At 66.3% G+C, this 22,408-nt stretch carries 23 protein-coding genes, 1 tRNA gene and 1 pseudogene; 4 read left to right on the top strand and 21 right to left on the bottom strand.

Features of this window, described 5'->3' with window-relative positions; all coding sequences use genetic code 11:
• Positions 1-734 precede the first annotated feature (734 nt).
• Positions 735-830: pseudogene (locus AC0T5L_RS13650) on the top strand (IS5/IS1182 family transposase); the annotation flags it as partial.
• A 20-nt stretch (positions 831-850) separates the two neighbouring features.
• Here AC0T5L_RS13650 and AC0T5L_RS13645 read toward each other — a convergent pair.
• The 11 genes from AC0T5L_RS13645 to AC0T5L_RS13595 all read right to left on the bottom strand — a co-directional run bounded on the left by AC0T5L_RS13645 (position 851) and on the right by AC0T5L_RS13595 (position 10,301).
• Positions 851-1,477 carry a ScbR family autoregulator-binding transcription factor gene (locus AC0T5L_RS13645; protein WP_476165802.1) on the bottom strand — a complete coding sequence of 209 codons (627 nt, stop codon included), beginning with the start codon at positions 1,475-1,477 and terminating at the stop codon, positions 851-853.
• 407 nt (positions 1,478-1,884) lie between these two features.
• Positions 1,885-2,604, bottom strand: a complete 720-nt coding sequence (locus AC0T5L_RS13640) for an aspartate racemase/maleate isomerase family protein (RefSeq protein WP_476165801.1) — start codon at positions 2,602-2,604, stop codon at positions 1,885-1,887.
• A complete protein-coding gene (locus tag AC0T5L_RS13635; protein WP_476165800.1) occupies positions 2,601-4,001 on the bottom strand; it encodes an MFS transporter in 1,401 nt (466 codons plus the stop codon). The genes AC0T5L_RS13640 and AC0T5L_RS13635 overlap by 4 nt, the downstream gene beginning before the upstream one ends.
• A complete protein-coding gene (locus AC0T5L_RS13630) occupies positions 3,998-4,687 on the bottom strand; it encodes an HAD family hydrolase (protein WP_476165799.1) in 690 nt (229 codons plus the stop codon). The genes AC0T5L_RS13635 and AC0T5L_RS13630 overlap by 4 nt, the downstream gene beginning before the upstream one ends.
• Positions 4,684-5,640: a pseudouridine-5'-phosphate glycosidase gene (locus AC0T5L_RS13625; RefSeq protein WP_476165798.1), complete on the bottom strand. Its 957-nt coding sequence runs from the start codon at positions 5,638-5,640 to the stop codon at positions 4,684-4,686. The genes AC0T5L_RS13630 and AC0T5L_RS13625 overlap by 4 nt, the downstream gene beginning before the upstream one ends.
• A gap of 5 nt (positions 5,641-5,645) precedes the next feature.
• Complete coding sequence (locus tag AC0T5L_RS13620) at positions 5,646-6,332, bottom strand: transglutaminase-like domain-containing protein (protein ID WP_476165797.1); 687 nt, start codon at positions 6,330-6,332, stop codon at positions 5,646-5,648.
• Between the two features lie 14 nt (positions 6,333-6,346).
• Entirely contained in the window at positions 6,347-7,471 is a 1,125-nt protein-coding gene (locus AC0T5L_RS13615) for an acyl-CoA dehydrogenase family protein (RefSeq protein ID WP_476165796.1), read from the bottom strand.
• A 49-nt stretch (positions 7,472-7,520) separates the two neighbouring features.
• Positions 7,521-7,880 (bottom strand): ectoine synthase, encoded by a 360-nt coding sequence (locus AC0T5L_RS13610; RefSeq protein WP_476165795.1) that lies wholly within the window; start codon positions 7,878-7,880, stop codon positions 7,521-7,523.
• A gap of 59 nt (positions 7,881-7,939) precedes the next feature.
• Positions 7,940-8,200, bottom strand: coding sequence for a phosphopantetheine-binding protein (locus AC0T5L_RS13605; RefSeq protein ID WP_476165794.1), 261 nt, complete (start codon positions 8,198-8,200; stop codon positions 7,940-7,942).
• Positions 8,200-9,486 (bottom strand): AMP-binding protein, encoded by a 1,287-nt coding sequence (locus AC0T5L_RS13600; RefSeq protein ID WP_476165793.1) that lies wholly within the window; start codon positions 9,484-9,486, stop codon positions 8,200-8,202. Before AC0T5L_RS13600 ends, AC0T5L_RS13605 begins: the two co-directional genes overlap by 1 nt.
• A 741-nt stretch (positions 9,487-10,227) precedes the next feature.
• Positions 10,228-10,301: transfer RNA gene (locus AC0T5L_RS13595), tRNA-Pro, on the bottom strand.
• Positions 10,302-10,513: 212 nt separating this feature from the next.
• Between AC0T5L_RS13595 and AC0T5L_RS13590 the strand changes: the two genes are divergently transcribed.
• The gene (locus AC0T5L_RS13590) at positions 10,514-11,446 is read left to right on the top strand and encodes a helix-turn-helix domain-containing protein (RefSeq protein ID WP_476165792.1); all 933 of its coding nucleotides are present in this window, start codon (positions 10,514-10,516) and stop codon (positions 11,444-11,446) included.
• Positions 11,443-11,982, top strand: a complete 540-nt coding sequence (locus AC0T5L_RS13585; RefSeq protein ID WP_476165791.1) for a dihydrofolate reductase family protein — start codon at positions 11,443-11,445, stop codon at positions 11,980-11,982. Before AC0T5L_RS13590 ends, AC0T5L_RS13585 begins: the two co-directional genes overlap by 4 nt.
• Before the next feature lie 44 nt (positions 11,983-12,026).
• Here AC0T5L_RS13585 and AC0T5L_RS13580 read toward each other — a convergent pair whose 3' ends face one another.
• The gene (locus tag AC0T5L_RS13580; protein WP_476165790.1) at positions 12,027-12,524 is read right to left on the bottom strand and encodes a 2-thiouracil desulfurase family protein; all 498 of its coding nucleotides are present in this window, start codon (positions 12,522-12,524) and stop codon (positions 12,027-12,029) included.
• Between the two features lie 183 nt (positions 12,525-12,707).
• Here AC0T5L_RS13580 and AC0T5L_RS13575 point away from each other — a divergent pair, with 183 nt between their 5' ends.
• Positions 12,708-13,811 carry an MFS transporter gene (locus AC0T5L_RS13575; RefSeq protein ID WP_476165789.1) on the top strand — a complete coding sequence of 368 codons (1,104 nt, stop codon included), beginning with the start codon at positions 12,708-12,710 and terminating at the stop codon, positions 13,809-13,811.
• A gap of 124 nt (positions 13,812-13,935) precedes the next feature.
• Here AC0T5L_RS13575 and der read toward each other — a convergent pair whose 3' ends face one another.
• The 9 genes from der to AC0T5L_RS13530 all read right to left on the bottom strand — a co-directional run bounded on the left by der (position 13,936) and on the right by AC0T5L_RS13530 (position 22,372).
• Positions 13,936-15,372, bottom strand: a complete 1,437-nt coding sequence (gene der, locus AC0T5L_RS13570; RefSeq protein WP_476165788.1) for a ribosome biogenesis GTPase Der — start codon at positions 15,370-15,372, stop codon at positions 13,936-13,938.
• Between the two features lie 199 nt (positions 15,373-15,571).
• Complete coding sequence (cmk, locus tag AC0T5L_RS13565) at positions 15,572-16,267, bottom strand: (d)CMP kinase (RefSeq protein ID WP_476165787.1); 696 nt, start codon at positions 16,265-16,267, stop codon at positions 15,572-15,574.
• A gap of 98 nt (positions 16,268-16,365) precedes the next feature.
• Positions 16,366-17,520, bottom strand: a complete 1,155-nt coding sequence (locus tag AC0T5L_RS13560; protein WP_476165786.1) for a prephenate dehydrogenase — start codon at positions 17,518-17,520, stop codon at positions 16,366-16,368.
• Positions 17,521-17,579: 59 nt separating this feature from the next.
• Positions 17,580-17,942 carry a chorismate mutase gene (gene aroH, locus AC0T5L_RS13555; RefSeq protein ID WP_476165827.1) on the bottom strand — a complete coding sequence of 121 codons (363 nt, stop codon included), beginning with the start codon at positions 17,940-17,942 and terminating at the stop codon, positions 17,580-17,582.
• A 91-nt stretch (positions 17,943-18,033) separates the two neighbouring features.
• Positions 18,034-19,419 carry a pseudouridine synthase gene (locus tag AC0T5L_RS13550; protein ID WP_476165785.1) on the bottom strand — a complete coding sequence of 462 codons (1,386 nt, stop codon included), beginning with the start codon at positions 19,417-19,419 and terminating at the stop codon, positions 18,034-18,036.
• Complete coding sequence (scpB, locus tag AC0T5L_RS13545) at positions 19,406-20,005, bottom strand: SMC-Scp complex subunit ScpB (RefSeq protein ID WP_476165826.1); 600 nt, start codon at positions 20,003-20,005, stop codon at positions 19,406-19,408. Before scpB ends, AC0T5L_RS13550 begins: the two co-directional genes overlap by 14 nt.
• Positions 20,006-20,016: 11 nt before the next feature.
• Positions 20,017-20,892 (bottom strand): segregation and condensation protein A, encoded by an 876-nt coding sequence (locus tag AC0T5L_RS13540; protein WP_476165784.1) that lies wholly within the window; start codon positions 20,890-20,892, stop codon positions 20,017-20,019.
• A gap of 131 nt (positions 20,893-21,023) precedes the next feature.
• Complete coding sequence (locus tag AC0T5L_RS13535; protein ID WP_476165783.1) at positions 21,024-21,419, bottom strand: hypothetical protein; 396 nt, start codon at positions 21,417-21,419, stop codon at positions 21,024-21,026.
• Positions 21,416-22,372, bottom strand: a complete 957-nt coding sequence (locus AC0T5L_RS13530) for a ParA family protein (RefSeq protein WP_476165782.1) — start codon at positions 22,370-22,372, stop codon at positions 21,416-21,418. The genes AC0T5L_RS13535 and AC0T5L_RS13530 overlap by 4 nt, the downstream gene beginning before the upstream one ends.
• Between the last annotated feature and the right edge of the window lie 36 nt (positions 22,373-22,408).

Raw genomic sequence — 22,408 nt, 5'->3', positions numbered from 1 at the left:
CGCCGGGCCGGGAAGAGGCTGAAGAAGACCCAGAAGGCCCTGTCCCGCAAGCAGAAGGGATCGAACAACCGGGCCAAAGCACGGGTCAAGGCCGCCCGCGCCCACCGTCTACGGCCGAGACGCGGCCGTCGCCGTGGACCACCGGGGCGGGCTGGCCCCGGCCCCCGCGCCGTGGGGCGGCGGAGGGCTCGGGTATGGACGGCCACGCGGGCACCGCGGGGGTTCGCCCCGTGCGGGGGATGGTCGAAGTCCCCTCAGGCACTGGACAGAGAAGATCCCCAGGTCAATGACCTGGGGATCTCTCGTTGCGCTGACCTCCACAGCCACGGTGCGCAGAACGTCACCGCAGGTCCGGGCCGTGGAGGTTCGGCTCCTTCTCGAACACTCCCGCTTCCCCGCCGCCCGATCGCACGGAGCGTATTGGGTGGAGCATGATCAGCGGCCCGGTCCGTACACCGTTCCCGGGCAGGACGCGGGTCAGAGGCGTGTCCAACCAACCGGCCCTCGCAGGCCGCCACGATGGCCGTATCGCCGCAGTTCAGGCGCCGTGAAAATCAGGAAGGGCTCCGAAGCGCGCGGGAACCGCCCTGACACCGGTGATCAATGCGGCCAGAGCCGTTCCCGTCGTGGCCCTCGGCGGCGCGAACCGTCCTAACCGCACGGGGACGAGGACCGCGGCGACTCCCATCCGCGCCGTTGGCTCAGCAACCGCGGAATCGTCCACCGCCTGCCCCGCAAGGGAGTTGGGGCGGTACCGGCGGCAGGTCGAGCGCACCACGGCCTGGCTGGCTGGATGCCGTCGTCTCCGTCACCGCTACGAACGCAAGGCCCTCACGGCTGACTTCAGCGGTCAGGCGGCGGCGATCACGTTGGAAAGGTGTCCGGCAGGATCGGCCACGCCCAGCCCTGGGAGAAGGTAGAGCCACAGGGAGTCCAACCGTTCACAGATGTTCTCTCTCTGCTCCAACTGGTCTCCCATCTCCTGGATGCCGAAAATGCTGGCTACGACAAGCCAGGAGGCACTGTCGATATCGACGTCCGCTCCCAGTTCGCCGCACTCTTTTGCCTCAACCAGAAGGTCGCGCACCTCACGCACCCAGCCCGGAAACGGCGACGGCACATCTTTCTCGATATGCTCACTGTTCTTAATGAGGCATATAGCCGCCCTGCTGGACGTGTCATCGCGAAATCCAAGAACCAGATCGTGCGCGAACAACATCAGCAGCTCAGTCCCATAGAACCCCTGCTTCCTCCGAACGGGGACGTACTGAGCCCATTTCTCACAGTTTTCGAGAATCAAGGCCTTCGCAATATCAGCCTTGGACTCGAAATGGAAGTACAATGACCCCCGTGTAACACCGGCGCGCGCTGATATATCCACCAGCCTCGTCGCAAGATAGCCATTCTTGTCGAACTCGACCCCTGAGGAGTCCAACAAATTCTTGCGCGTACGGAGCGCCCTGTCTTGCTGTACCATAAAATTCCTTACCCCGGCAGCCTCTTCATCGGCGGCCGAGGACCCGTGCCCCCGCGATTCGCACTAAATATTGCGGAGCCTATCGACAAATATTACTGTTATTTATTCATTGCCTCGCAGTTAAGTTTATTTGCTTGAGGGAACGGGCTCCCCAGGGTCCGGTGGCCGTCGCTACAGCCGCGACGGAGGCGCTCCAGTGCCACGGAGAGCGCAATCGGTGCCATGGTGGCTGGAGGGGTACCTCTGGAGAACACGCGCACCGTGCCCCGTCGCACCCGGGAGCCGGCCGAGCAGTGCCCGGCCGACACAGGAACAAGCCACATCACCAACACCAGTCGCGCCTCAGCAGCCTGACCCTACATGCCCGAGTTCGCGCCCGCTTGCCATTAAATTCTTATGAGAAAATACTATCCAGGAACCCTCCTGTACATTGCTTGCAGTAGAGCAGAATTCGCGGATACTACCTTCAGCCCCCTGGAGCGGTACAGGCGCCGGGCAGCCTCCAGGCTGGGAAAACCGCTTCCGGGGATCACCAGAGTCTCGGAGCCGGGTTCCAGCTGGTCGATGATCTGCCTTTCCAGCTCATTTTGGCCCACGGCATGGACCGCGCCGAGGTCGAACAGATCCGGGCGCTCAATCCCATCCCACTCCGAGGGGAGCTCGAACCTGATGGCCTGCTGAACCGGAACCGGAAGATACTCCGACACGTATTTCACCGTAGTGTCACTGAACCAAGGCGGACACAGAATGGATACCTTCTCTGCCCCGCACTCGTTCAGTTCTTCCCGGATCGCTTGGCCAGCCGTGACCACAGGGATCCCACCCGTAATCTCTCCCACCCGCTCCGAGAAGAGCTGATCGAATTCGCAGCCGCCGAAGACGCTACTGCTGGTAAAGCAGTACCCCAGTGCGTCTACGCGCAACTCTCCCAACTGGCGTGCGGCCGTCTCCACCGCGTATTCGGAAAGCAGCTGATCGAAATCGAGACCGGTGAACTCCGTACCGAAGGGGCGCGGCGTCCAGAACCTGGCCGTGTTCACCTGCGTCCCGGAGTCGACCGAGGACCAGATCTCCGCCTCGGGGACCGGGTCGTTGTGGATGACAAGGATTCCAAAACTCGTCTTCATACCTGGACCTCGACAGACTGCTTCTTCGTCTTCCTGCGCCGCAAGAGCAAAGGCGCGACGGCCATCCCCGCCCCGGCGAACGCCGCGGTCACCAGGAACGCCCATCGGAACTCGACTTCTCCGGGCGTGGTGCCCAGAACGATCGTGAGCAGCGCGACCGTGACCGCTGCGGACAGGTACTGCGACGTGGTCATCAGCGCACCGGCGCTCCCCTGATGGGCCTCAGGCGCGTCACGGGTACCGATAACAAACATGGAGGTGTAGATGACTCCATGCCCGAAACCGCTGAGAAGGAGGCCGGGAAGGAGATGGGTGACGTAGGACCCCTCGCCCAGCATGAGAGCGAGAAGGACGAGTCCGACAGTGCTCAGGAGGAATCCTGCCGTAAGTGTCACTCCCGGGCCAAAGCGCTCCACAGTCCGTCCAGCCACCATGTTCCCTACGGTTACCATCACCGCCAGGGGCAGGAAGCCCAGGCCCGCGAGGAACGGGGTGAACCCTTCCAACCGTTGGAGCAGGAGGGTGACGAGGTAGAACTCCGATCCCACGCTGGCCATGTACAGATATGTGGCCAACACTCCGGCGCCCAAGGACGGGATACGGCGCAGGGACCGGTCCACCATCACGTTCTTGGACCTGGCCTCGTTGATGAGGAAGATGACCCCCAGGACGAGGGCCACCAGCAGAGACATCCCGGCATACGCCCAGGAGGAGCCGGGGTCGGCGATCAGCGTGAGTCCGATGACGAGCGACAGAAGAGCGCCGGTGCCCAGAATCGCCGCGGGAAGCGGGATCCTGGACCCGCGCTGGCCCTGGACTTTGGCGACCAGCCAGAGCAGACCGCCGAGAGCGGCCAGCAGTGTCAGCGGAACGTTGATGAAAAACGTCCAACGCCACGAAAACGCGGTGAGGACACCGCCGAGGACAACCCCCACAGCCAGACCAGAAGCACCGACGGCGCCCCAGATGGCCAAGGCCCGGGAGCGGTCTCTCCCCGCCTCGAAGATGGCACTGATCAAACCGATGATCGCCGGCTGAAGGAAGGCCGCGGACAGGCCCTGCACACCACGGGCCATGAGCAGGACGAGGCCGTCCTGCGCGAAACCGCCGGCGGCGCTCGCCAGGCCGAACACGATGATCGCGACCAGGAAGACCTGCTTGGCACCGATCCTGTCGCACACACGCCCCCCGACCAGCAGCAGGCCGGCGAACAGCAGTGCATAGGCGCTGACCACCCACTGCAGAAGGGAAGCAGAGAGACCGAGCTCCGCGCCCACACTCGGCAGAGCGACGTAGATGATCGAATAGTCAAGTGCGATGAGGAACTGTGCCAGGCAGAGCACGGCGAGAGCGCCGATTTTATGCACGGAACCCGGTGCGTTCAGGGTAGTACTCATGTTTTAGTCTTTTCAGCAGTGTTTGTAATGAGGAAGCGCATCTGCCGTGCGAGATCTGGAACATCACGGACGACAGCCGCAGCTCCCGCGGAGTGCAGTGTCCCCGGGTCAGCGACTCCCCACGTGACGCCGACCGCAGGCATTCCTGCTGCGACAGCCATGTGGATATCGTCGGGGGAATCTCCCACTACGAGACAGCGCTCAGCTGCCATGCCCCACCGGTCCGCGGCGAGGAGTGCCAGGTCAGGGTGCGGTTTCCCCCGGTGGGCCTGGTCATGCCCGATGACCTCGTCCATGAGAGGCCCCAGACCGCTTGCATCCAGCAATTCTCTGGCGCTAGAAGTGATCTTGCTGGTAACGACAGCGATCCGGACGCTCTCATTTTTCCAATGTTCCAGAATGTCTCTGATCCCAGGGAAAACCAACGAGGGGGCACGGCGCAGGGTCCGCTCTGCGAAGGACGCCCGGAAGACCTTTCTGGCGTCTTCCCAAACCGCTTCGCTTCCTTGTGGCAGAAGGACTGGGAAAATGGATTCGAGGGGTTTCCCGATGAGCGATCGCGCATGGGGAGGCAGGGGTCCTCCGCCTTGCGAATCGCAGGCGTCCTTGAATGCCTCGAGGATCGCTGACGGGGTGTCCATCAGAGTGCCGTCCAAGTCCAGGAGCAAACCTTTGATACCCGTCATATCCTGCCTGCACTCCCAGAAATCTCCGCCGGCCGTGCGGCTGCCTCATCCACGGCGAGCTGGGCGGCCAATCGAGTGGTGGACTCCAGAACAGCCCGATTTACCAGACTGCTGCTTCCTTCGGTCGCTCTCGCAATAGCGGAAAGAACAAAAGGCGTGAGCTCAGGGCCGGAAGCACCCTCAGACTTGGCTTCCTCAAGCGCATCATGAACCATACGGTTCAAGAAGTCAGCGTCAATACTCCACTCTTTACTGATCGGCTGGGTGACGAGCACAGCGGAGCGGGAAACCATTTCCCAGTGTTCGTGCATAACCCCGACTATTTCTTTCAGGGAGTCGATTCTGAAGGGTGTAGGACAACCAGTGCTCCGGGTGTAGTAACCGGGAAAGTCATCGGATCTGTATCCGATGACAGGAACACCGATCGTCTCCAGGTACTCCAAGGTCAGAGCCGGATCCAGCAGGGACTTAGCTCCGGCGCACACGACCGCGACCGGGGAACGTGTGAATTCGGTGAGATCTGGTGAGATATCGAATGACGTCTCCGCACCCCGGTGTACACCGCCGATACCGGCGACGGCGAATACCGGTATGCCGGCTCTGACCGTTCCGATAAGGCTGGACGAAACGGTCGTTCCTCCAGTACGTCCTCTGTTGAGGGAGACAGCGAGGTCACGTGTGCTGATCTTGCTGTCATCACTACCCTTGGCCAGCCGTTCCAGCTCGTCATTGGTAATACCTACACGGAAGACTCCGTCGATGACGGCGACACGCGCAGGCAGAGCGCCCTCGTCACGTGCGCACTGATCCACGGATAGCGCCGTCTCCAGGTTCTGTGGATAGCTCCCCCCGGAGACGACCGAGGTCTCCATCGCCACGACTGGTCCACCTTGGGAGGTAGCGGCCAGAACTTCGTCTGATACAACAATTTCTCTGATTCCGCTTCTGGTCACAGTGTTTACCCCCTCTTCCTTACTTCCTGACGGGCATCGTCGATCAATGACCCCTTAGTGGTCATGAGCTGCGATCCGACAAGCTTGGGGTGGTTATCAGCGATTCCCCCCACCACTGTCTCGTATGGAAAATCTTCGTACTGACCCCTCCATCTGAGAAACTCCATGTGACGGCGCCCTTGCGAATCGAAGGGATGACTGTAGCTGTCCCGGTAACCGTCAAATGACAGAGGTTTGATTCCGTAGAGCTTGCACAGGAGCTCGTTGAACACTGGAGTCGCGTGTATCCACTTTCCGTCCAGGTGTACGGAGACCAGAGCATGGAAGGTGAACACATTGCCACCCATGAGGCTCAGGAGGCGTTCTGAGGCCAGGTGGTTGCATACGTCGCCGTACACCAGACGGGACGGTATGCCTACAGCCCGGACCGCAGCTGCGTAGACCAGGGACTTGTGAACACAGAAACCTTTTCCGCGCCGGATGACCGACGAGGCCTTCATACCTTCTCTGGTCAGATCGGCATCGTACACTTCGTAGCGGATGCCATCCCGTACAGCATCGTGCAGAAGTACGGCCTTTTCCCGCAACGTCGTTTCTCGGTCCGGCAGCGACCGATCAATGAATTCCTGGACTTCGGGGCTGTCGTGATCCAAGAAATATGTCGGGCTCGTGGGGGGAGGGTTCTTACTCATTGATCTCCTCTTTTTCAGAGGCCGAGGTGTCTCGCAATTTTCTGCTTCTGCACAGCATTCGTTCCGGAATAAATCGATCCGCTCAAAGCGTCACGGACGCCGACCTCGATTCCAGTACAGGTCAGAACGCCCTCTCCGCCGAACAGTTCAACTGCAGCCTGCGCAGTACGGACATTGGCTTCGCTGACAAGGATCTTGGCCGCCGCCGTCTCAGACGTAGCCCTGCGTCCTGTAGCAACTGCCTCCACGGCGTTGTGGAGAGCCAACCGGGCAGAGTGAATGGAAATATGCATATCGACTACAGAATTCTGGACACCCTGGAAGTCTGAAATGCGCCTTCCGAACTGCCTTCTATGAGTCACGCGCTCGACGACAAGGTCCAGGCGCCGGAGCATCTCACCCACCGTGATGCTGAAGGCGACAAGTACTTCCCAGTTCATTACGTGCTCGAGCATGAGGAAGCCGGTGCCCACACCGCCGAGGATGTTTGCCCTGGGGACCCGGCAATCCTCCATGCTCAACCGCCCGAAGGGGGAGGTACGCAGAGTGTTCTTCTCTAACCGCTCGCCAAACTCGGCACCCTCTGCCCCCCGGGGAACGAGCACAGCCGTTAAACCGAGGGGGCTGGGAGACTCGGATGTGCGGACGTAGACCACAGCGAGGTCAGCTAAAGGCGCATTCGTGACATACGTCTTGACCCCGTTGAGGACGATCTCGTCCCCCTCTAATCGGCCGGTGGACGCCATAGACAGAACGTCGGAACCCGTCCCCGGCTCTGTGATGGCGTGGCATCCGATAGACCTTCCGGAGGTTACGGCAGGCATGTACCTGCTGCGCATTCCATCACTTCCGAACCGATTAATGGCAAACCCGGTACTCGCCAGATGTGTGGCCACACTAAAATTCAGCCCTGCATCATGAACGTGGTACCCAAGGGTCTCCGCAGCACGCATCAAATCAGCAAGGGAGTGGTCATACCCTCCCAGGTCCCTCGGGAAGAACGATCTGAAAATTCCCGTATCAGCAAGTGAATGCCATGCATTATCGGAGAACGAAGCGAGGCGCTCACGCTCGGGATAACCACTGTTGATACCGGGAGCGACGTCTCTGATCCGATCACACAGTTGGTCGATCGTCATTCCACGGAGTCGGCTCTGAACGGCTGTGCTCGTCATATTTTTCGTCTATCTAGTAAGAGGAGAACGCGTCCGAGTTGAGGCTGTGACTCTCATTCCCCTTCAGGGGAGGATTGAAGACACTGATCAACTCCATATCCTCGTTGTCACTAGCGATCAGCAAATGTGGGTCGTGCTTGTCGAGTGCGTAGAGGACTCCCTTGGAGAGGTCGATCCGGGCGCTCCCGTCCACACTCTCGACGGCTCCGCTCCCCGAGATGCAGTAACAGGCTTCCAGGTGATTTCGGTATTCCAGCTTGGACACAGTGCCGGCTTTGACCACCGTGTGGGCGATAGTGAAGCCGAGGCTGTCGTTCTCCACCAGGAGCCTTTCACTGGTCCCATTCCCCCAGTCAACAGACTCAGTGGCCACTCGGGATCGCATAAACATATCTGGATCTTCCTTTCCCACGAAAACTTCGATTATTTATTTCAGGACTTCACCGTGGCATTTGATTGCACGAATTCAGTGATGGAATAAATCGTGCTGAGGTCAGCAGGACTGATGTCGGACTCCAGGGTGGAGACGCCGAAGGTACTCTGAATCCATTCGACGAGCTCGAGTAGGGCCAGGCTGTCCACGACACCCGTGGCGAGGAGGTCGTAGTCTCCTGGAATCGACTCCCCCTCCAGGTCCGGCGCGTGCACCGAGATGATGTGGTCATAGATTTTTTGACGGATATCAGCATTCATTAATGCTTCCTTTCAAGAATTCGACTGACCGCAGTCAAACGGTCAGTTTTCCCGGTGCCAGTCCTGGGAAACGGGTTCCTTGTAAAAAGGATTCTTTTGGGAAGTGCTGCTTGCGGCAAGGCGGAGGCGATTGACGAACGCAACTTCAGGTTCGTCACCTCAGAGTCCTGAGAAAGAAGCACAGCGGCCACGACTTCAGGTTCCCCGATGTTTTGGCTTCGTGACACCACTACGGCGTCGGTGACACCGCTCTGACTGCGCAGTACGGATTCGACCGCATCCAGGGATACACGGACTCCGCGTACTTTTATTTGTCGATCAGACCGGCCCGCCAGGTACAGAGTCCCATCAGTGTCAACACTGACCAGGTCACCTGTACGGAATTCACGTCGCCCGTTCGATCCGCTCCTCCATGCGTCGTTCGGGGCGTTGACGTAACCCAGTGCCTGGAAGGGGGTGGAGACGATCAATTCGCTGGACCGGGTGTCCTCGATTCGATAAATAACATCGTCGATAGGTGATCCAAGGGCCCCGGGGGTCGCCTCCCGCAGATCCAGGATGAAGCTATCATTGGTCTCTGTGCTTCCGTAAACGCTTAGAAGCTCTGCCTTGGGAAATTTTTCCTCCAAGGCGGGAACAGAGTCAAGAGGGAAGAAGTCGCCAGTTGATATAACTGTTCTGACATCAGGGAGCGAATGAGTAGCGCGTGTTAGCAAGGTGTGCACCATAGGCACTGCTTGCACCAGGGTGACACCATTGTCTCGGGCCGTTTCGGTCAGTGAACGTCCGTCTGTAAGATCCTCTCTTTCGGCGAATACGACCGTGCCCCCGGCGACGAGGACGGTCCAAACGTCTAGGGTCGCGATATCGAAATTGACAGGGGAGAGACTCAGTGACACGGTTCTCGAGTCGAGCCCGAACCGCTCGCAGGCCCATAGAGCGAAGCGATCGATTCCGTGCGGATCGTGTGCGACGATTTTCGGTTTGCCTGTCGACCCGGAGGTGGTCGTCCACAGGCCCTGCGCCGAGACGAGGCCTCCGGGATCCTCAGCGAAGTCGCGAAGGTCCTGGTCCACCCACGCCATGTAATCCACACCTGCACTGTCCGGCAGGACGAGGGCAGGACGTTCTGACTCTTGCGCGGCCAGGACCTCGATGACCGACCGGCCTTCGCGATCCGCGCGCACAGTCAGCACCGGAGGCGGCGCACCATTGTTCGCGGTCTCCTCCACGGCGGCGACCAGTTGCCCGTAAGTCAGGCTGCCGGTTTTCCACCTCACCGCCACGGCGTGCGGTCTTTGGACTGCGTGGGCCCTGACAGAGGCCCACACTCTCGGAGTCGCCATGTGTCCTTCCCTCCATCATTGCGGCCAACGACTCCAAACCATACATACATGTAGGTTTGTTTTGAAGCCGTTGGCCACATACGGACACGGTGCTCCGCCCAGATAGGCCCTGAAGGCTCCGAACGCGCAGTTCAGGCGCGGTATCGACCTCTAAGCGGTGGTGCGGGCGTCCTGAGCGCGAGGTGAACGGCGGTTCCGTGGGGCCTTGTGCGGCCGCGCGCCGAGAGCGGCCGACAGCGGCACGATGGCGATCGTCCGCGGTTCGGCACGGAACGGGTGCTGTTCGCCCTGGTCGCCAACCGCGCACTGGCCCCGGCATCGAAGCTCGCGGCTGCGGACCGGATCACACACGACGTACACGTCAACGGCCTGGACACCACTGACGGCGACGCGTGCTACCGGGCGGTGGACTGGCCGCACGAGATGACCGGCGACCTGGGGACACAGGTATTCGACGAGGTCGCGCACCTGCTGGGCCCGAAAGCGGGCCTGCTGTTCCTCGGCGCCACCAGCACCTGCTTCGAGCTGGACGGGGCCGACGCTCCGAGCGGACGCGGAGCCATTGCCCCAGCCCCCTCAAGGGAACCGTGCCCTGGCGCAGCCGCGGGAGCGCGAGCCACCGTCAGACGCAGAAAGGGGCCCACCCTCAGGTGGACCCCTCTACGACCTGCTAATTCTCTGTCGGGACGGCGGGATTTGAACCCACGACCCCTTGACCCCCAGTCAAGTGCGCTACCAAACTGCGCTACGTCCCGTCCGCCGCGCGGACGCCGTCTCCGGCGTCGCCGACGGGAAGACTCTACCGCATTTTCGGGGCCATTCGCACAACGGCTCCCGCCTCCACCAGCGGGGTCCAGCGCCGTCTCGGACCGGCGGTTCCGGGCGCGGGGAAACCCTCCGTCCCCGAGCCCGCCGGTGAGCAAGATCGGTCAGGCGCCCGCACCGGTCCGGCGAACATACTGGTCACATGACCGACCCCACCCCAGGCCGGGACCGCCTGCGTGCACTGCTCGACGCGGTCCTCGACGAGGAGAACGCCCGCCTCACCGACATGGCGGGCCACGCCTTCACATCGCCGTTCCACTTCACCCGCAGACTGACCCGCGACACCGGGGAGCCCCCGGTCGCGCTGCGCAGACGGGTCCTCCTGGAGCGCGCGGCCTGGCAGATCGGTCAGGGCAGCAGCGTGACCGAGGCCGCCTTCGCGGCCGGATACGAGTCGGTCGAGGGGTTCACGCGCGCCTTCGGACGTGCCTTCGGGCATCCGCCCGGTTCCACCGCACAGGGCAGCAGCACATGGCTGCCCGCGCCCAACGGCATCCACTTCCACCCGCCGATCCACCTGTGGGTCGAGGAGAAACCGAGGGAACGAGCCGGAATGGACATGATCGCCCTCCAGGTCCACCACGACGTGGACGACACCGCCCACCTGATCCGGTTGGCCGAAGGGCTCTCCGAGGAGGCCTACCGGCGGGTGCGGGCGCCCGGGCAGACCGTCCTGGAGTGGGACGGGCCCGAGGAGTCGGTCTGCGCCGTACTCGAACACCTGGTCCGGGCCAAGGAGGTGTGGCTCGCCTCGATCGACGGGGCCGACCTTCCCGGACCGGGCGCGGACGACACCGGGAGCCTGCTCGAACGGCACACCAGTGTCGGCGCGCGCTGGATCGCCGCGGTCGACGGCATCGGACGCCGCGGTGCCTGGGGCGACCGGCTGATCGACGCCCTGTGCGACCCGCCCGAGAGCTTCGTCCTCGGCAGCGTCATCGCGCACGTACTGACCTACGCCGCGCACCGCAGGCAGCTCGTCCGCCACATGCTGCGCGCGGAGGGCCTGGAGGTGGACCACGGCGACCCCATCGAATGGCTACAGGGCCGACACCACAACGGAGGTACACAGTGAGCAGGACCGTTTACAACACCGCGACGAGCCTGGACGGCTTCATCGCCACCGAGGACCACTCCCTGGAATGGCTCTTCACCGCCGACGGGGGCGAGGCCCTGGAGGAGACCAACGACTTCATCCGGAACGCGGGGGCGGTCCTGTGCGGCGCGGGCACCTACGAGTGGATCCTGCGCCACGAGGAGGTCACGGCCTGGCCCTACGACGTCCCCTCCTGGGTGCTCACCCACAGGGAACTACCGCGTTTGGAGGGCGACGTCCGCTTCGCCAGCGCGGACACCGACCAGGAACTGCGCGACCTGCACGCGGAGATGGTCAAGGCAGCCGACGGACGTGACGTGTGGCTGGTCGGCGGGGGCGGGATCGCCGCGGACCTGGCCCGGCTCGGGCTGCTCGACGAGGTGGTCGCCTCGATCGCCCCGGTCACCCTGGGCTCGGGGGCGCCGTTGCTGGCCGGACGAGTGGACCTGAAGGTGCTGGACGTACACCGCGCTGTCGACTTCGCCTGTACACGGTACGAGGTCGTCCGCTCCTGACACGGGCTGCTCTGGGGGCCTGGCCGGCGACTCGTCCAGGCTCCTCAGGCATGCTCCAGTTCGCGCAGGCACGCGGCGGCCCGCGCGATCTCGTTCTCGGTGAAGACGGCGATGCCGTGCTCCTGGAGCAGTCGCGCGGTCACCCCCTCACCGGGCGTCCTGTGCCCGGCGAAGGTCCCGTCGTAGACTTCGTGCAGCCCACACGAGGGGCTGGACTCCTTGAGCAGGGCCACGCCCACACCGTGCGCCTGGGCGGTGGCCAGCGCCGCGCGGGCGCCGTCCACGAAGTGGCCGGTCACGTCCTGCCCGTCGGGGGTGAGGATACGCGCCCGTCCCGCGAGCACCTCGGCGGCGGTCGCGCCGGGCTCGATCTCGGCGGGCGGCCGGGGCACCGGCAGGCCGCCCGCGACCTCGGGACAGTGCACCACGAGGCGCCCCTCCCGACGCCAACGGGCGACCACGTCGTCCTCGACCGTCTTGGCACGTCCGTCGTAGCGGACCTTGCGCCCCATGAGGCAGGCGCTGACCAGCACCTTGCGCATGGCTCCCCCCTCTCGCCCGTTCTCTGCCACGCTACCGGGGCGGCACACGGTCGAACCACGCCACTTCCACACTCCGAGTGATTGTATTGACACCCGGGGAAATACTTGGTGGTCCATCGGGGGAGACACGCGAGCGAGCCGCGTCCGCGGGCCCGGCCGGCCCTGGCCACGGACCACAAGACGATGCGTAAAGCCGTCATGGCCGCCGCGATCGGCAACGCGACCGAGTGGTACGACTTCGGCGTCTACAGCTACCTGGCCGTCACGATCGGGCTGGTGTTCTACCCGGCGCGGACCCAGGGCGTCCAGCTCATCGCCACCTTCACCACCTTCGCCGCCGCCTTCCTGGTGCGCCCGCTGAGCGGCCTGTTCTTCGGTCCGCTCGGCGACCGGATAGGCCGCAAGCGTGTTCTGGCCTTCACCATGCTGCTCATGGCGGTGAGCACCTTCGCGATCGGGCTCATCCCCTCCGCCGGCGCCATCGGCCTCGTCGCGCCCGTGCTGCTCCTGGCCGCCCGTATGCTCCAAGGCTTCTCCACGGGTGGCGAGTACGGCGGCGCCACCACCTTCATCGCCGAGTACGCGCCCGACAGGCGGCGCGGCTACCTGGCCTCCTGGCCGGAGTTCGGCACGGTCAGCGGCTACGTCGGCGGCGCCACCATGGTCACGGGGATGACCCTCCTGCTCGGCGCGGACACCATGCAGGACTGGGGGTGGCGCGTTCCGTTCCTGCTCGCCCTGCCGCTGGGCGCCGTCGGCCCCTACCTGCGGGTGAAGCTGGAGGACACCCCGGTCTTCACCCAGAGCACCGAGGGCTTCGGCGAGGACTCCGGCTGCGGGCGACGCGGGGGCCAGCTCCGGGCGACGATCGTGGACCAGTGGCGCAGCATCCTCCTGTGCGTGGGCCTGGTGATGGTCTTCAACGTCAACAACTACATGCTGACGGCGTACATGCCCACCTACCTGGAGGCCGAGCTGGGCTACGGCTCCACGACGGCGCTGGTGATGACCCTGGCCGCCATGGTGCTGATGCTGGTCGCGGTGGCCCTGTTCGGCGGCACCACCCCGCTGATCGCCGAGTCGCTCGTGCAGTCCACCGGAAACCTGTACGCACCGGCGTGGCTGATGATGATCGCGGGGGTGGTGGGCCTGGTGGTCGTGTGGCGGATGGAGGAGAGCGCGAACCGGCCGTTGCCCGGCGCCCCCTCCATCCCGGTCCCGGAGCGCGGCCCCTCGGACGACTCCCCGCCGCGGAGCAACGTGCGCCGACTGCCCTCGGACCCGTGACCCCGCGCGCGAACACCGAAGGGGGTGCCTCCTGGGAGGCACCCCCTTCACCGGGCCGGACACGCTGTGGCCGGAAAGGCCCACCAGCCCGTCCGTCTCGCCGGCAGCGTTCGCGGTCAGCGCGTCAGCGGCGGCGCTGCTTGCGGTCGGGACGCACGCTGCCCTTGGAGGCGCGGCCCTGGGTACCGGCCTTCTTCTCGCGGATCCGCATGCTGATGTGCACCGGGGAGCCCTCGAAACCGAAGTCCTCGCGCAGGCGCCGCTCGATGAAGCGGCGGTAGTTCTCCTCCAGGAACCCGGTGGTGAACAGGATGAAGTGCGGCGGGCGCGCACCCGCCTGCGTCGCGAACAGGATCTTGGGCTGCTTACCGCTGCGCGCCGGCGGCGGGGTGGCGGCCACCAGCTCCTTGAGCCAGTTGTTGAGCTGCCCGGTCGATACGCGCTGGTTCCACCCGTTCAGGCTGGTCTCGATCGCCGGGACCAGCTTCTCCATGTGGCGTCCGGTCTTGGCCGAGACGTTCACTCGCGGCGCCCAGGAGACCCGCGACAGCTGGCGGTCGATCTCCTTCTCCAGGTAGGTCCGGCGCTCCTCGTCCAGGATGTCCCACTTGTTGAAGGCCAGGACCAGGCCGCGGCCGGCCTCGAGCACCTGCTCGACGATCCGGATGTCCTGCTCGGCGAGAGGCTCGCTGACGTCCATCAGCACCACGGCGACCTCGGCCCGCTCCAGGGCGGTTCCGGTACGCATGGTGGCGTAGTAGTCGGCCCCCTGCAAGGAACGGAACCGACGGCGGATACCGGCTGTGTCGATGAACTTCCAGGTCTGGCCGCCCAGCTCGACCAGCTCGTCCACCGCGTCGCGGGTCGTGCCCGCCACCGGGTCAACGACCACCCGGTCCTCACCGGCCAGCCGGTTGAGCAGGCTGGACTTGCCCACGTTGGGGCGGCCCAGCAGCGCGATGCGGGACGGGCCGTCCTCGCCCTCGTCATCGTCCTCTCCGAGGGGCTGCTCGGGGAACTCCGCCACGAGCGCGTCCAGCAGGTCACCGGTACCCCGGCCGTGCAGGGCGCTGATCGGGTACGGCTCGCCCACACCCAGCTGCCACAGGTCGAGCGCGTCGGCCTCCTGCTTACTGCCGTCGACCTTGTTGGCGGCCAGTACCACGGGGTGCTTGGTGGATCGCAGTACTCGGGTGACGGCGGCGTCGGCGTCGGTGACGCCGACTGTCGCGTCCACCACGAACAGGACGACGTCGGCGGTCTGTGCGGCGTACTCGGCCTGCCGGACGACCATGGCGGCCATGCCGCTGACGCTGGTCTCCCAGCCGCCGGTGTCCACCAGGGTGAACCTGTTGTTCTGCCACTCGGCGTCGTAGGCGACCCGGTCACGGGTCACGCCCGGAACATCCTCCACCACGGCCTCACGACGGCCGATGATGCGGTTGACCAGACTGGACTTGCCCACGTTGGGGCGGCCGACCACGGCCACCACGGGAAGGGCGGCGGGCTCGGCGTCGTCGGTGCCCTCGTGGCCGACGTCGGAGATGTCGAAGTCACTCATGTACTGCTCCCGGTTCTTGGTCCCCGCGCGCCCAGGAAGCGTGCCGCGAGGATGCGTGGGGTGACCCGCCCCGGTGGTCCCGGGCCATGCGGGTCGGCCACGGGCACCGACGGCACCCGTGTACTGGCCACGGGGAAGAACCACCGTGGATGTTCGTGTGTTCCCCCGAAGGGGTCGTTGTCGGCCGGTGTGGCCGGTGTTACCGGCCGCGGGCCTCGTCGGCCAGCTTGGCGACCAGGGCGATGACCTCGTCCAGGGTCAGGCCGGTGGTGTCGAGCTCGGTGGCGTCGGCGGTCTGCCTGAGCGGCGAGTGGGTCCGGCTGGAGTCCAGCTTGTCGCGGCGGGCCAGGTCGGCCTGGGTGGCGGCGACGTCGCTGGTGCGGACCTCCTTGCTGCGCCGCTGGGCGCGCGCCTCGGCGCTGGCGGTCAGGAACAGCTTGACCGGGGCGTCGGGGGCGACGACGGTGGTGATGTCGCGGCCCTCCACCACGATGCCCGTGCTCTCGGCCCTGGCCGCCGCGATGATCTCGCGTTGGGAGCGCACCATGCGCTCACGCGCGGCGGGCACGGACGAGACCGCGCTGACGTTGGTGGTGACGTCCCTCTCGCGGATCTCGGCGGCCACGTCGCGGCCGTCCACGGTCACCGTGGGGGCGTTCGGGTCGGTGCCCATGGCGATGGCGGGGCGGTCGACGAGGGCGGTCACGGCCCCGGCGTCGTTGACGTTCACGCCGTTGTCCAGCATCCACCAGGTGAGCGCCCGGTACATGGCACCGGTGTCGAGGTAGCGCAGGTCCCGTGCCTTGGCCACACCCCTGGAGGTGCTCGACTTGCCCGACCCGGAGGGACCGTCGATCGCGATGACGATGCCCTCGGTGCTGCCCTGCGCGCTCACTGCCGTTGACTCCCGCTTGCTTCACTGTTGCCGACGCCCAACCCTACCGGTGACCCGGGTGTCGGTGGACCGCACGGTCCTCCGGCCACGGGGAGCGGTCACACCCCGGGGTGGACCGACCAGCCGTCGGCGGCCAGCGCCCGTGAGAGCGTGTCCACAGCGGCGGGCAGCACGTGCAGCTGCGCCACGCCCAGAGGCAGCCCGGGGGTGTGCTCGATGCGCACGTCCTCGATGTTGACCCCGGCCTCCGCCGCGGCGGCGAACAGACGGCCCAGCGAACCGGGCTCGTCGGGGATGACCACAGGGATCACCGTGTAGCCGGGCCCGCTGACCGCGCCGTGCTTGCCGGGGATGCGGTCGTGCCCGGACCGCCCGCGCTCCAGCAGGTCGCGTACCGGGGTCAGGGCGTCCGCCGAAGGGGCGGGCGGCCCTCCCGCCAGTTCGCGCAGGGCGTCGGCCGTCTCCGCCAGGTCGGCGGCCATCGCGTGCAGCACCTCCGCGACCGGGGCGGCGTTGTGCGTGAGGATCTCGGACCACATGGCGGGGTCTCCGCCCGCCACACGGGTGACGTCGCGCACGCCCTGTCCCGCCAGGGTCAGCGCGGCTCCGTCTCCGGAGACCAGCCGGGCCGCCACCGCCGAGGAGGCCACGTGCGGGGCGTGCGAGACCAGCGCCACCGCGCGGTCGTGCGCCTCGGCGTCCAGCACCATCGGGTCCGCTCCGCACAAGCGGGCGATCTCGGCGACCGCGGCGATGGCCTGCGGATCGGCTTTGCCGGTGGGGCACAGCGCCCACGACCGGCCCAGGAACAGGTCGGCCCGAGCGGCGCCGGGTCCCTGTTTCTCCCGGCCTCCCATCGGGTGCCCGGGCACGAAGGTGGCCATGTCGCAGCCCGCCCGCTCGGCCTCGGCCAGCACGCTCGTCTTCACGCTGGCCACGTCCGTGTACACGTGGGCCAGGCCCCGGTCCTGTTCGCAGCGCAGGACGGAGGGGACGACGGCGGGCGGCGCCGCGATGACCGCGACGTCCACGGGAGCCGAGGACGGGTCGGCGGACTCCTCCAGAAGGCGTCCGGCGCCCAGGTCGCGGGCTAGGCGCAGGGAGGCGCCGTCGGGGTCGGAGAGGACGACGTCGACGCCGCGCGAGCGCAGGGAGAGCGCCACCGACGTACCGATGAGCCCGGTCCCGATCACCGCGACCCGGCGCACCGCAGGCCGCTCTCCGGTCCCCCGCGCGCCACTGGTGTTGCCCACTGCTCTCCCGCCTCCGTGTACTGCCCCCAGCCTATGGCCTGGCCGGGGCCGGTGCCGCTCTACTGCGCGATGTCCAGCCGCAGGGCCTGGGCCCCGCGAAGGTAGACGTGCTGCAGGTCCGAGCGCGGCTGGTCCGTCTCCACGTGCGCCATGAGCCGCACCACGCGCGGCAGGGCGCGCGGGACGGCGATCTCGGTCGAACACATCAGCGGGACATCGCTGAAGCCGAGCTTGCGCGCGGCCAGTGCGGGAAACTCGCTGGTCAGGTCAGGGGTGGCGGTGAACAGCACACTGATCACGTCGTCGGTCTCCAGCGCGTTGCGCCGCATCACCTCCGAGACCAGTTCGGCCGTGGCCTCCAGCACCTGGTCCCGTTCGTCCGCGTCGACCTGTACCGCACCGCGGATGGCCCGTACCGCCACGTTCGATCCCGCCTTGTCCTCGCTCACCGTGCCGCCCCCGGGAAAGGGGAACGGCGGCCGCCCCGAAGAGGACGACCGCCGTCAACTGTATCTACAGGCCAGCCGCCTCGTAGAGTTCACTCACCTCACGGGAGGTCAGTGCCCGCATCGTGCCCAGTTTGAGGGTGTTCAGGTCGATCGGACCGACCTGGGTGCGGGCGAGGTCGGCGACCGGGTGGCCGACGGCCTCCATCAGGCGGCGCACGATGTGCTTACGGCCCTCGTGCAGCCGGATCTCGACGAGCGCCTTGGGCGGCTCGTTCTCGACCACGCGGAAGGAGTCGACCCTGACCGGGCCGTCCTCCAGCTCGACGCCCTTCTGAACCTCGCGCACGGTCCGGTGCGGAACCGGACCGGGCACCTTGGCGATGTAGGTCTTGACGACCTTGTAGCGCGGGTGCGTGAGCCGGTTGGCCAGTTCGCCGTCGTTGGTCAGCAGGATGAGGCCCTCGGTCTCAGTGTCCAGCCGGCCCACGTGGAAGATCCGCTCCTCGGTCTGGCCGGTGTAGTCGGCCAGGGTGGGACGGCCCTGGGGGTCCCACATGGTGCTGACGACTCCGCGCGGCTTGTTGAGGGCGAAGTACAGCTTGTCCGGGGCGGTGACCACGCGCATGTCGTCGACGCGGATCTCGGAGGTCTCCGGGTTGACCCGGGCACCGAAGCGGCGCACGACCTGGCCGTCCACGCTGACGCGCCCGGCCGCGATCATCTCCTCGCTGGCGCGGCGGCTGGCGACACCGGCCGCGGCGAGCGCCTTCTGGAGGCGGATGCCGTCCTTGACGTCGGTGTAGGTGTCACGCACCTCACCGGTGGCCCGGTCCTCGTCCTTGGGGTCGTAGTCGGCGCGCAGGGCGCTGAGCCGGCTTCGGGCCGCCTTGGAGAGCTGGTCCTCGTTCTTGAGGCCGCCCGCCGCGGCGCCGCCGCGGTTCCCGGAGCGGCCGCCGCGCTCGCTTCCGAAGGAGCGGCTCCCGCCACGCTGGCCGTCACGGCCACGGCCGTAGGAGCGCCCGCCCGAACCACGGAAGTCACGGCCGCCGCGGCCGTCCTGGGAGGGGGCCTCGCCACGCTGGCCCTCACGGCCGCCCTGGGAACGGCGGGCATCGCGGTCGCGCTGGCCGCGCTCGTCCCGGCCACCGCGGGAACCACCGCGGTCGCCCCCGAAGGAGCGGCTCCCGCCACGCTGGCCGTCACGGCCGCCGCGGCTGTCGCGGTCACCTCGGAAACCCCGGCGGTCACGGTCACCGCGACCACCGCCGTAGGAGCGGCTCTCGTCACGGCCCTTCCGGCCGTGGTCGTCCCGGTAACCGCCGCGGGGACGGTCGTCCCGGCGGTTCCTGCTGTCACGGCGGCCCTGGCCGCCGCGGTTGTCGTAGTCGCCGCGCTCACCGCGCGGGGCGTCGTCCCGCGCACCGCGGGATCTGTTATTAGGTGTGCTCACCGGTGTCGTCTAGACCTTCGATGTCGTCGGGGAGGAACGGCGCCAGATCAGGCAGCTCGTCGAGGCCTCGTAGGCCCAACCGTTCCAGGAAATAGGAGGTGGTCCGATACAGCAGCGCACCAGACTCGGAGTCGTGCCCGGCCTCTTCGATCAGCCCCCTCAGTACGAGGGTACGCATAACCCCGTCGCAGTTGACACCGCGTACGGCGGAGACCCTGCCCCGGGAGACCGGCTGGCGGTAGGCAACCACCGCCATCGTCTCCAGCGCGGCCTGGGTGAGCCGCACCTCCTGCCCCTCCCGGAGGAAGTGCTCGACGACGTCGGCGCACTCGGGACGCGTGTACACGCGCCATCCGTCGGCCACCGCCCGAAGGTCGAAACCCCTCCCCTGCTCGGTGTATTCCCGGGACAGGGCCTCCAGGGTCCGCGAGACCACGGTAACGGGCACGTCCAGGGCCCGCGCCAGGTCGTACTCCGACACCGGCTGGTCCACCACCATCAGCACCGCCTCCAGATCACGGCGCAGGGTGGGCGGGGCCGGGGATCCGTCGGACGCGTCCCCGGCGGCCGTCTCCTCTGCCGTCATGTCCTCGGCGGTCATCCGTACTCCTCCGTCTCCCCCGGCCCGTCCGTGCTCCTGGGGCCCTCGGCCCCGCCGGCGTCGTCGTACTCGCTCTCCACCTCGACCTCGCCCTCGCCGCCGGTCCAGGTGACGGTCAACTCGCCCAGCGGTTCGGGCTGGTCGAAGCCCACGTTGGCGGCCCGGTACAGCTCCAGCAGCGCCAGGAAGCGGGCGACGACCTCGAAGGTACCGGGGCAGGCCTCCGTGAGTTCGGCGAAGGTCAGACGTCCGTGCTCGCGCAGCTCCGCGGCCATCAGCTCGCCCTGCTCCTTGACCGAGGTCCTGGCCTGGTGGATGTGGGTGACCGGCACACTGGGCGGTTCCTTGGGCGTGAACACCCTCCCCGCCAGTGCCGCGAACTCCTGGGGCCCCAGCTTGAACAGCACGTCCGGCCTGAGGCCGGCGAAGCGCTCCTCCAACGGGACGGCGCGCGCGTAGCGGCGCCCCTGCGAGACCAGCCGCTCGCGCATGAACGAGGCGACCTCCTTGTAGGCCCGGTACTGCAAAAGCCGGGCGAACAGCAGGTCACGGGCCTCCAACAAGGCCAGGTCGGCCTCGTCCTCGACGTCGCCGCGCGGCAGCAGCCGGGCCGTCTTCAGGTCCAGCAGGGTCGCCGCGACCAGCAGGAAGTTGCTGGCCTGGTCCAGGTCCCACGCCTCGCCGTGCGCCCGGATGTGCGCGATGAACTCGTCGGTGACCTTCGACAGGGACACCTCGGTGATGTCCAGCTTGTGCTTGGAGATCAGTGCCAGGAGCAGGTCGAAGGGCCCCTCGAAGTTGTCGAGGTGCACTTGGAAGGCGTTCTCGTCCGCCTCCGCCTCGGCGTCCGCCGGGGTCCCCTCAACCGCCATGGCACCGACCCCATGTCGTCTCACTCATGCGACAAGGGTGTCACCGGCTCGAACCCGCCGGTGACACCCGCGACCCTTCCGTCGCCGAACCGGTACCCCCTCCGGTACCGGTGCGAGCGCTCAGTCCCCGCTCACTCCTCGGTCAGCCTGCGTACCAGCATGCTGGACGATCCGTGCTCCTCGAAGTCGGCCAACAGCACCGCGACGGCCTCTCGGACGAGGCGGCCCCGATCGACGGCCAGCTCGTGCTCGGCACGCAGCGACAGCCGGGTCTGTTCCAGGGCCAGCAGCTCGGGCCCGGAGATGTAGACGGTGATCTTCTCGTCGTGGCGCTGGCGCCCGCTCGGCTTGGGCGCGCCCCGCACCTTCGTACGGGACCTGCCCTTGGATCTGCCGTTGGAGCGCGTCGACGTCTCGGTCTTCCTGCTCTGCTGCTCCGGTGCCGTGTACTGGCGTTCGGTCTCTTCCGGCGCCTCCTCGGCGCCGCTGGAGCGGAAGAACAACTCGTCCGCCCCGGGTAGGGTCACGCGCCGTGACCGCTGAGAGGCCACCTCGCCAGCACCTCCTTGGCCAGGTCCCGATAGGCGTTGGCCCCGGCCGAGGACGAGTCGAACCTGGTGATGGGTTCGCCCGCCACGGTGGCGTCCGGGAAACGCACGGTGCGGTTGATGACCGTGCCGTATACCTTGTCGCCGAACCCGTCGATGATCGTGGACAGCACCTCACGCGCGTGGAGCGTGCGCGGGTCGTACATGGTGCCCAGGAAGCCGTCGATGACCAGGCTTTCGTTGAGCCGCTCCTGGACCTTCTGGATGGTGTCCATGAGCAGGGCCACACCGCGCAGCGCGAAGAACTCGCACTCCAGCGGCACGATGACGCCGTCGGCGGCGGTGAGCGCGTTGACGGTGAGCAGGCCCAGTGAGGGCTGGCAGTCGATCAGCACGACGTCGTAGTCGTTGATGATCGGGCGCAGCGCACGGCCGAGCATCTGTTCGCGCGCGACCTCGCCGACCAGCTGCACCTCGGCCGCCGACAGGTCGATGTTGCTCGGAATCAGGTCCAGGCCGTCGATGTCGGTCTTGAGCAGGACGTCCTCGACCATCACGTCCCGCTGCATGAGCAGGTTGTAGACGGTCAGGTCCAGCTCTCGCGGATCGAGTCGGCCCAGGCCGACGGAGAGCGCGCCCTGCGGGTCGAAGTCGACCAGCAGCACCCGTCTTCCGTACTCGGCGATGGCGGCGCCGAGGTTGATCGTCGTGGTGGTCTTACCGACCCCACCTTTCTGATTACATAGTGCTACGATCCGTGCCGGTCCGTGTTCGTCGACGGGCTCGGGCTCCGGATACGTCCGTTCGGGTCTTGAGGTGTGCAGATCAGCCCCCGTGTTGCGTGTCGTCCCCCACGGATTGGTCACCGGGTCGGCGAATCGTCTCTCGCCGACGGGTGCGGTGCTCGCAGCCTCGTCGTTCTCCCAGTTCACAACCCTTGACCTCCCCTACGGACCGCCACGGCTCCA

It is taken from the genome of Nocardiopsis sp. TRM 82005 (assembly GCF_056312425.1).
The sequence above is the reverse complement of the archived record's forward strand: the minus strand, read 5'-3'. Positions and strand labels throughout refer to the sequence as shown.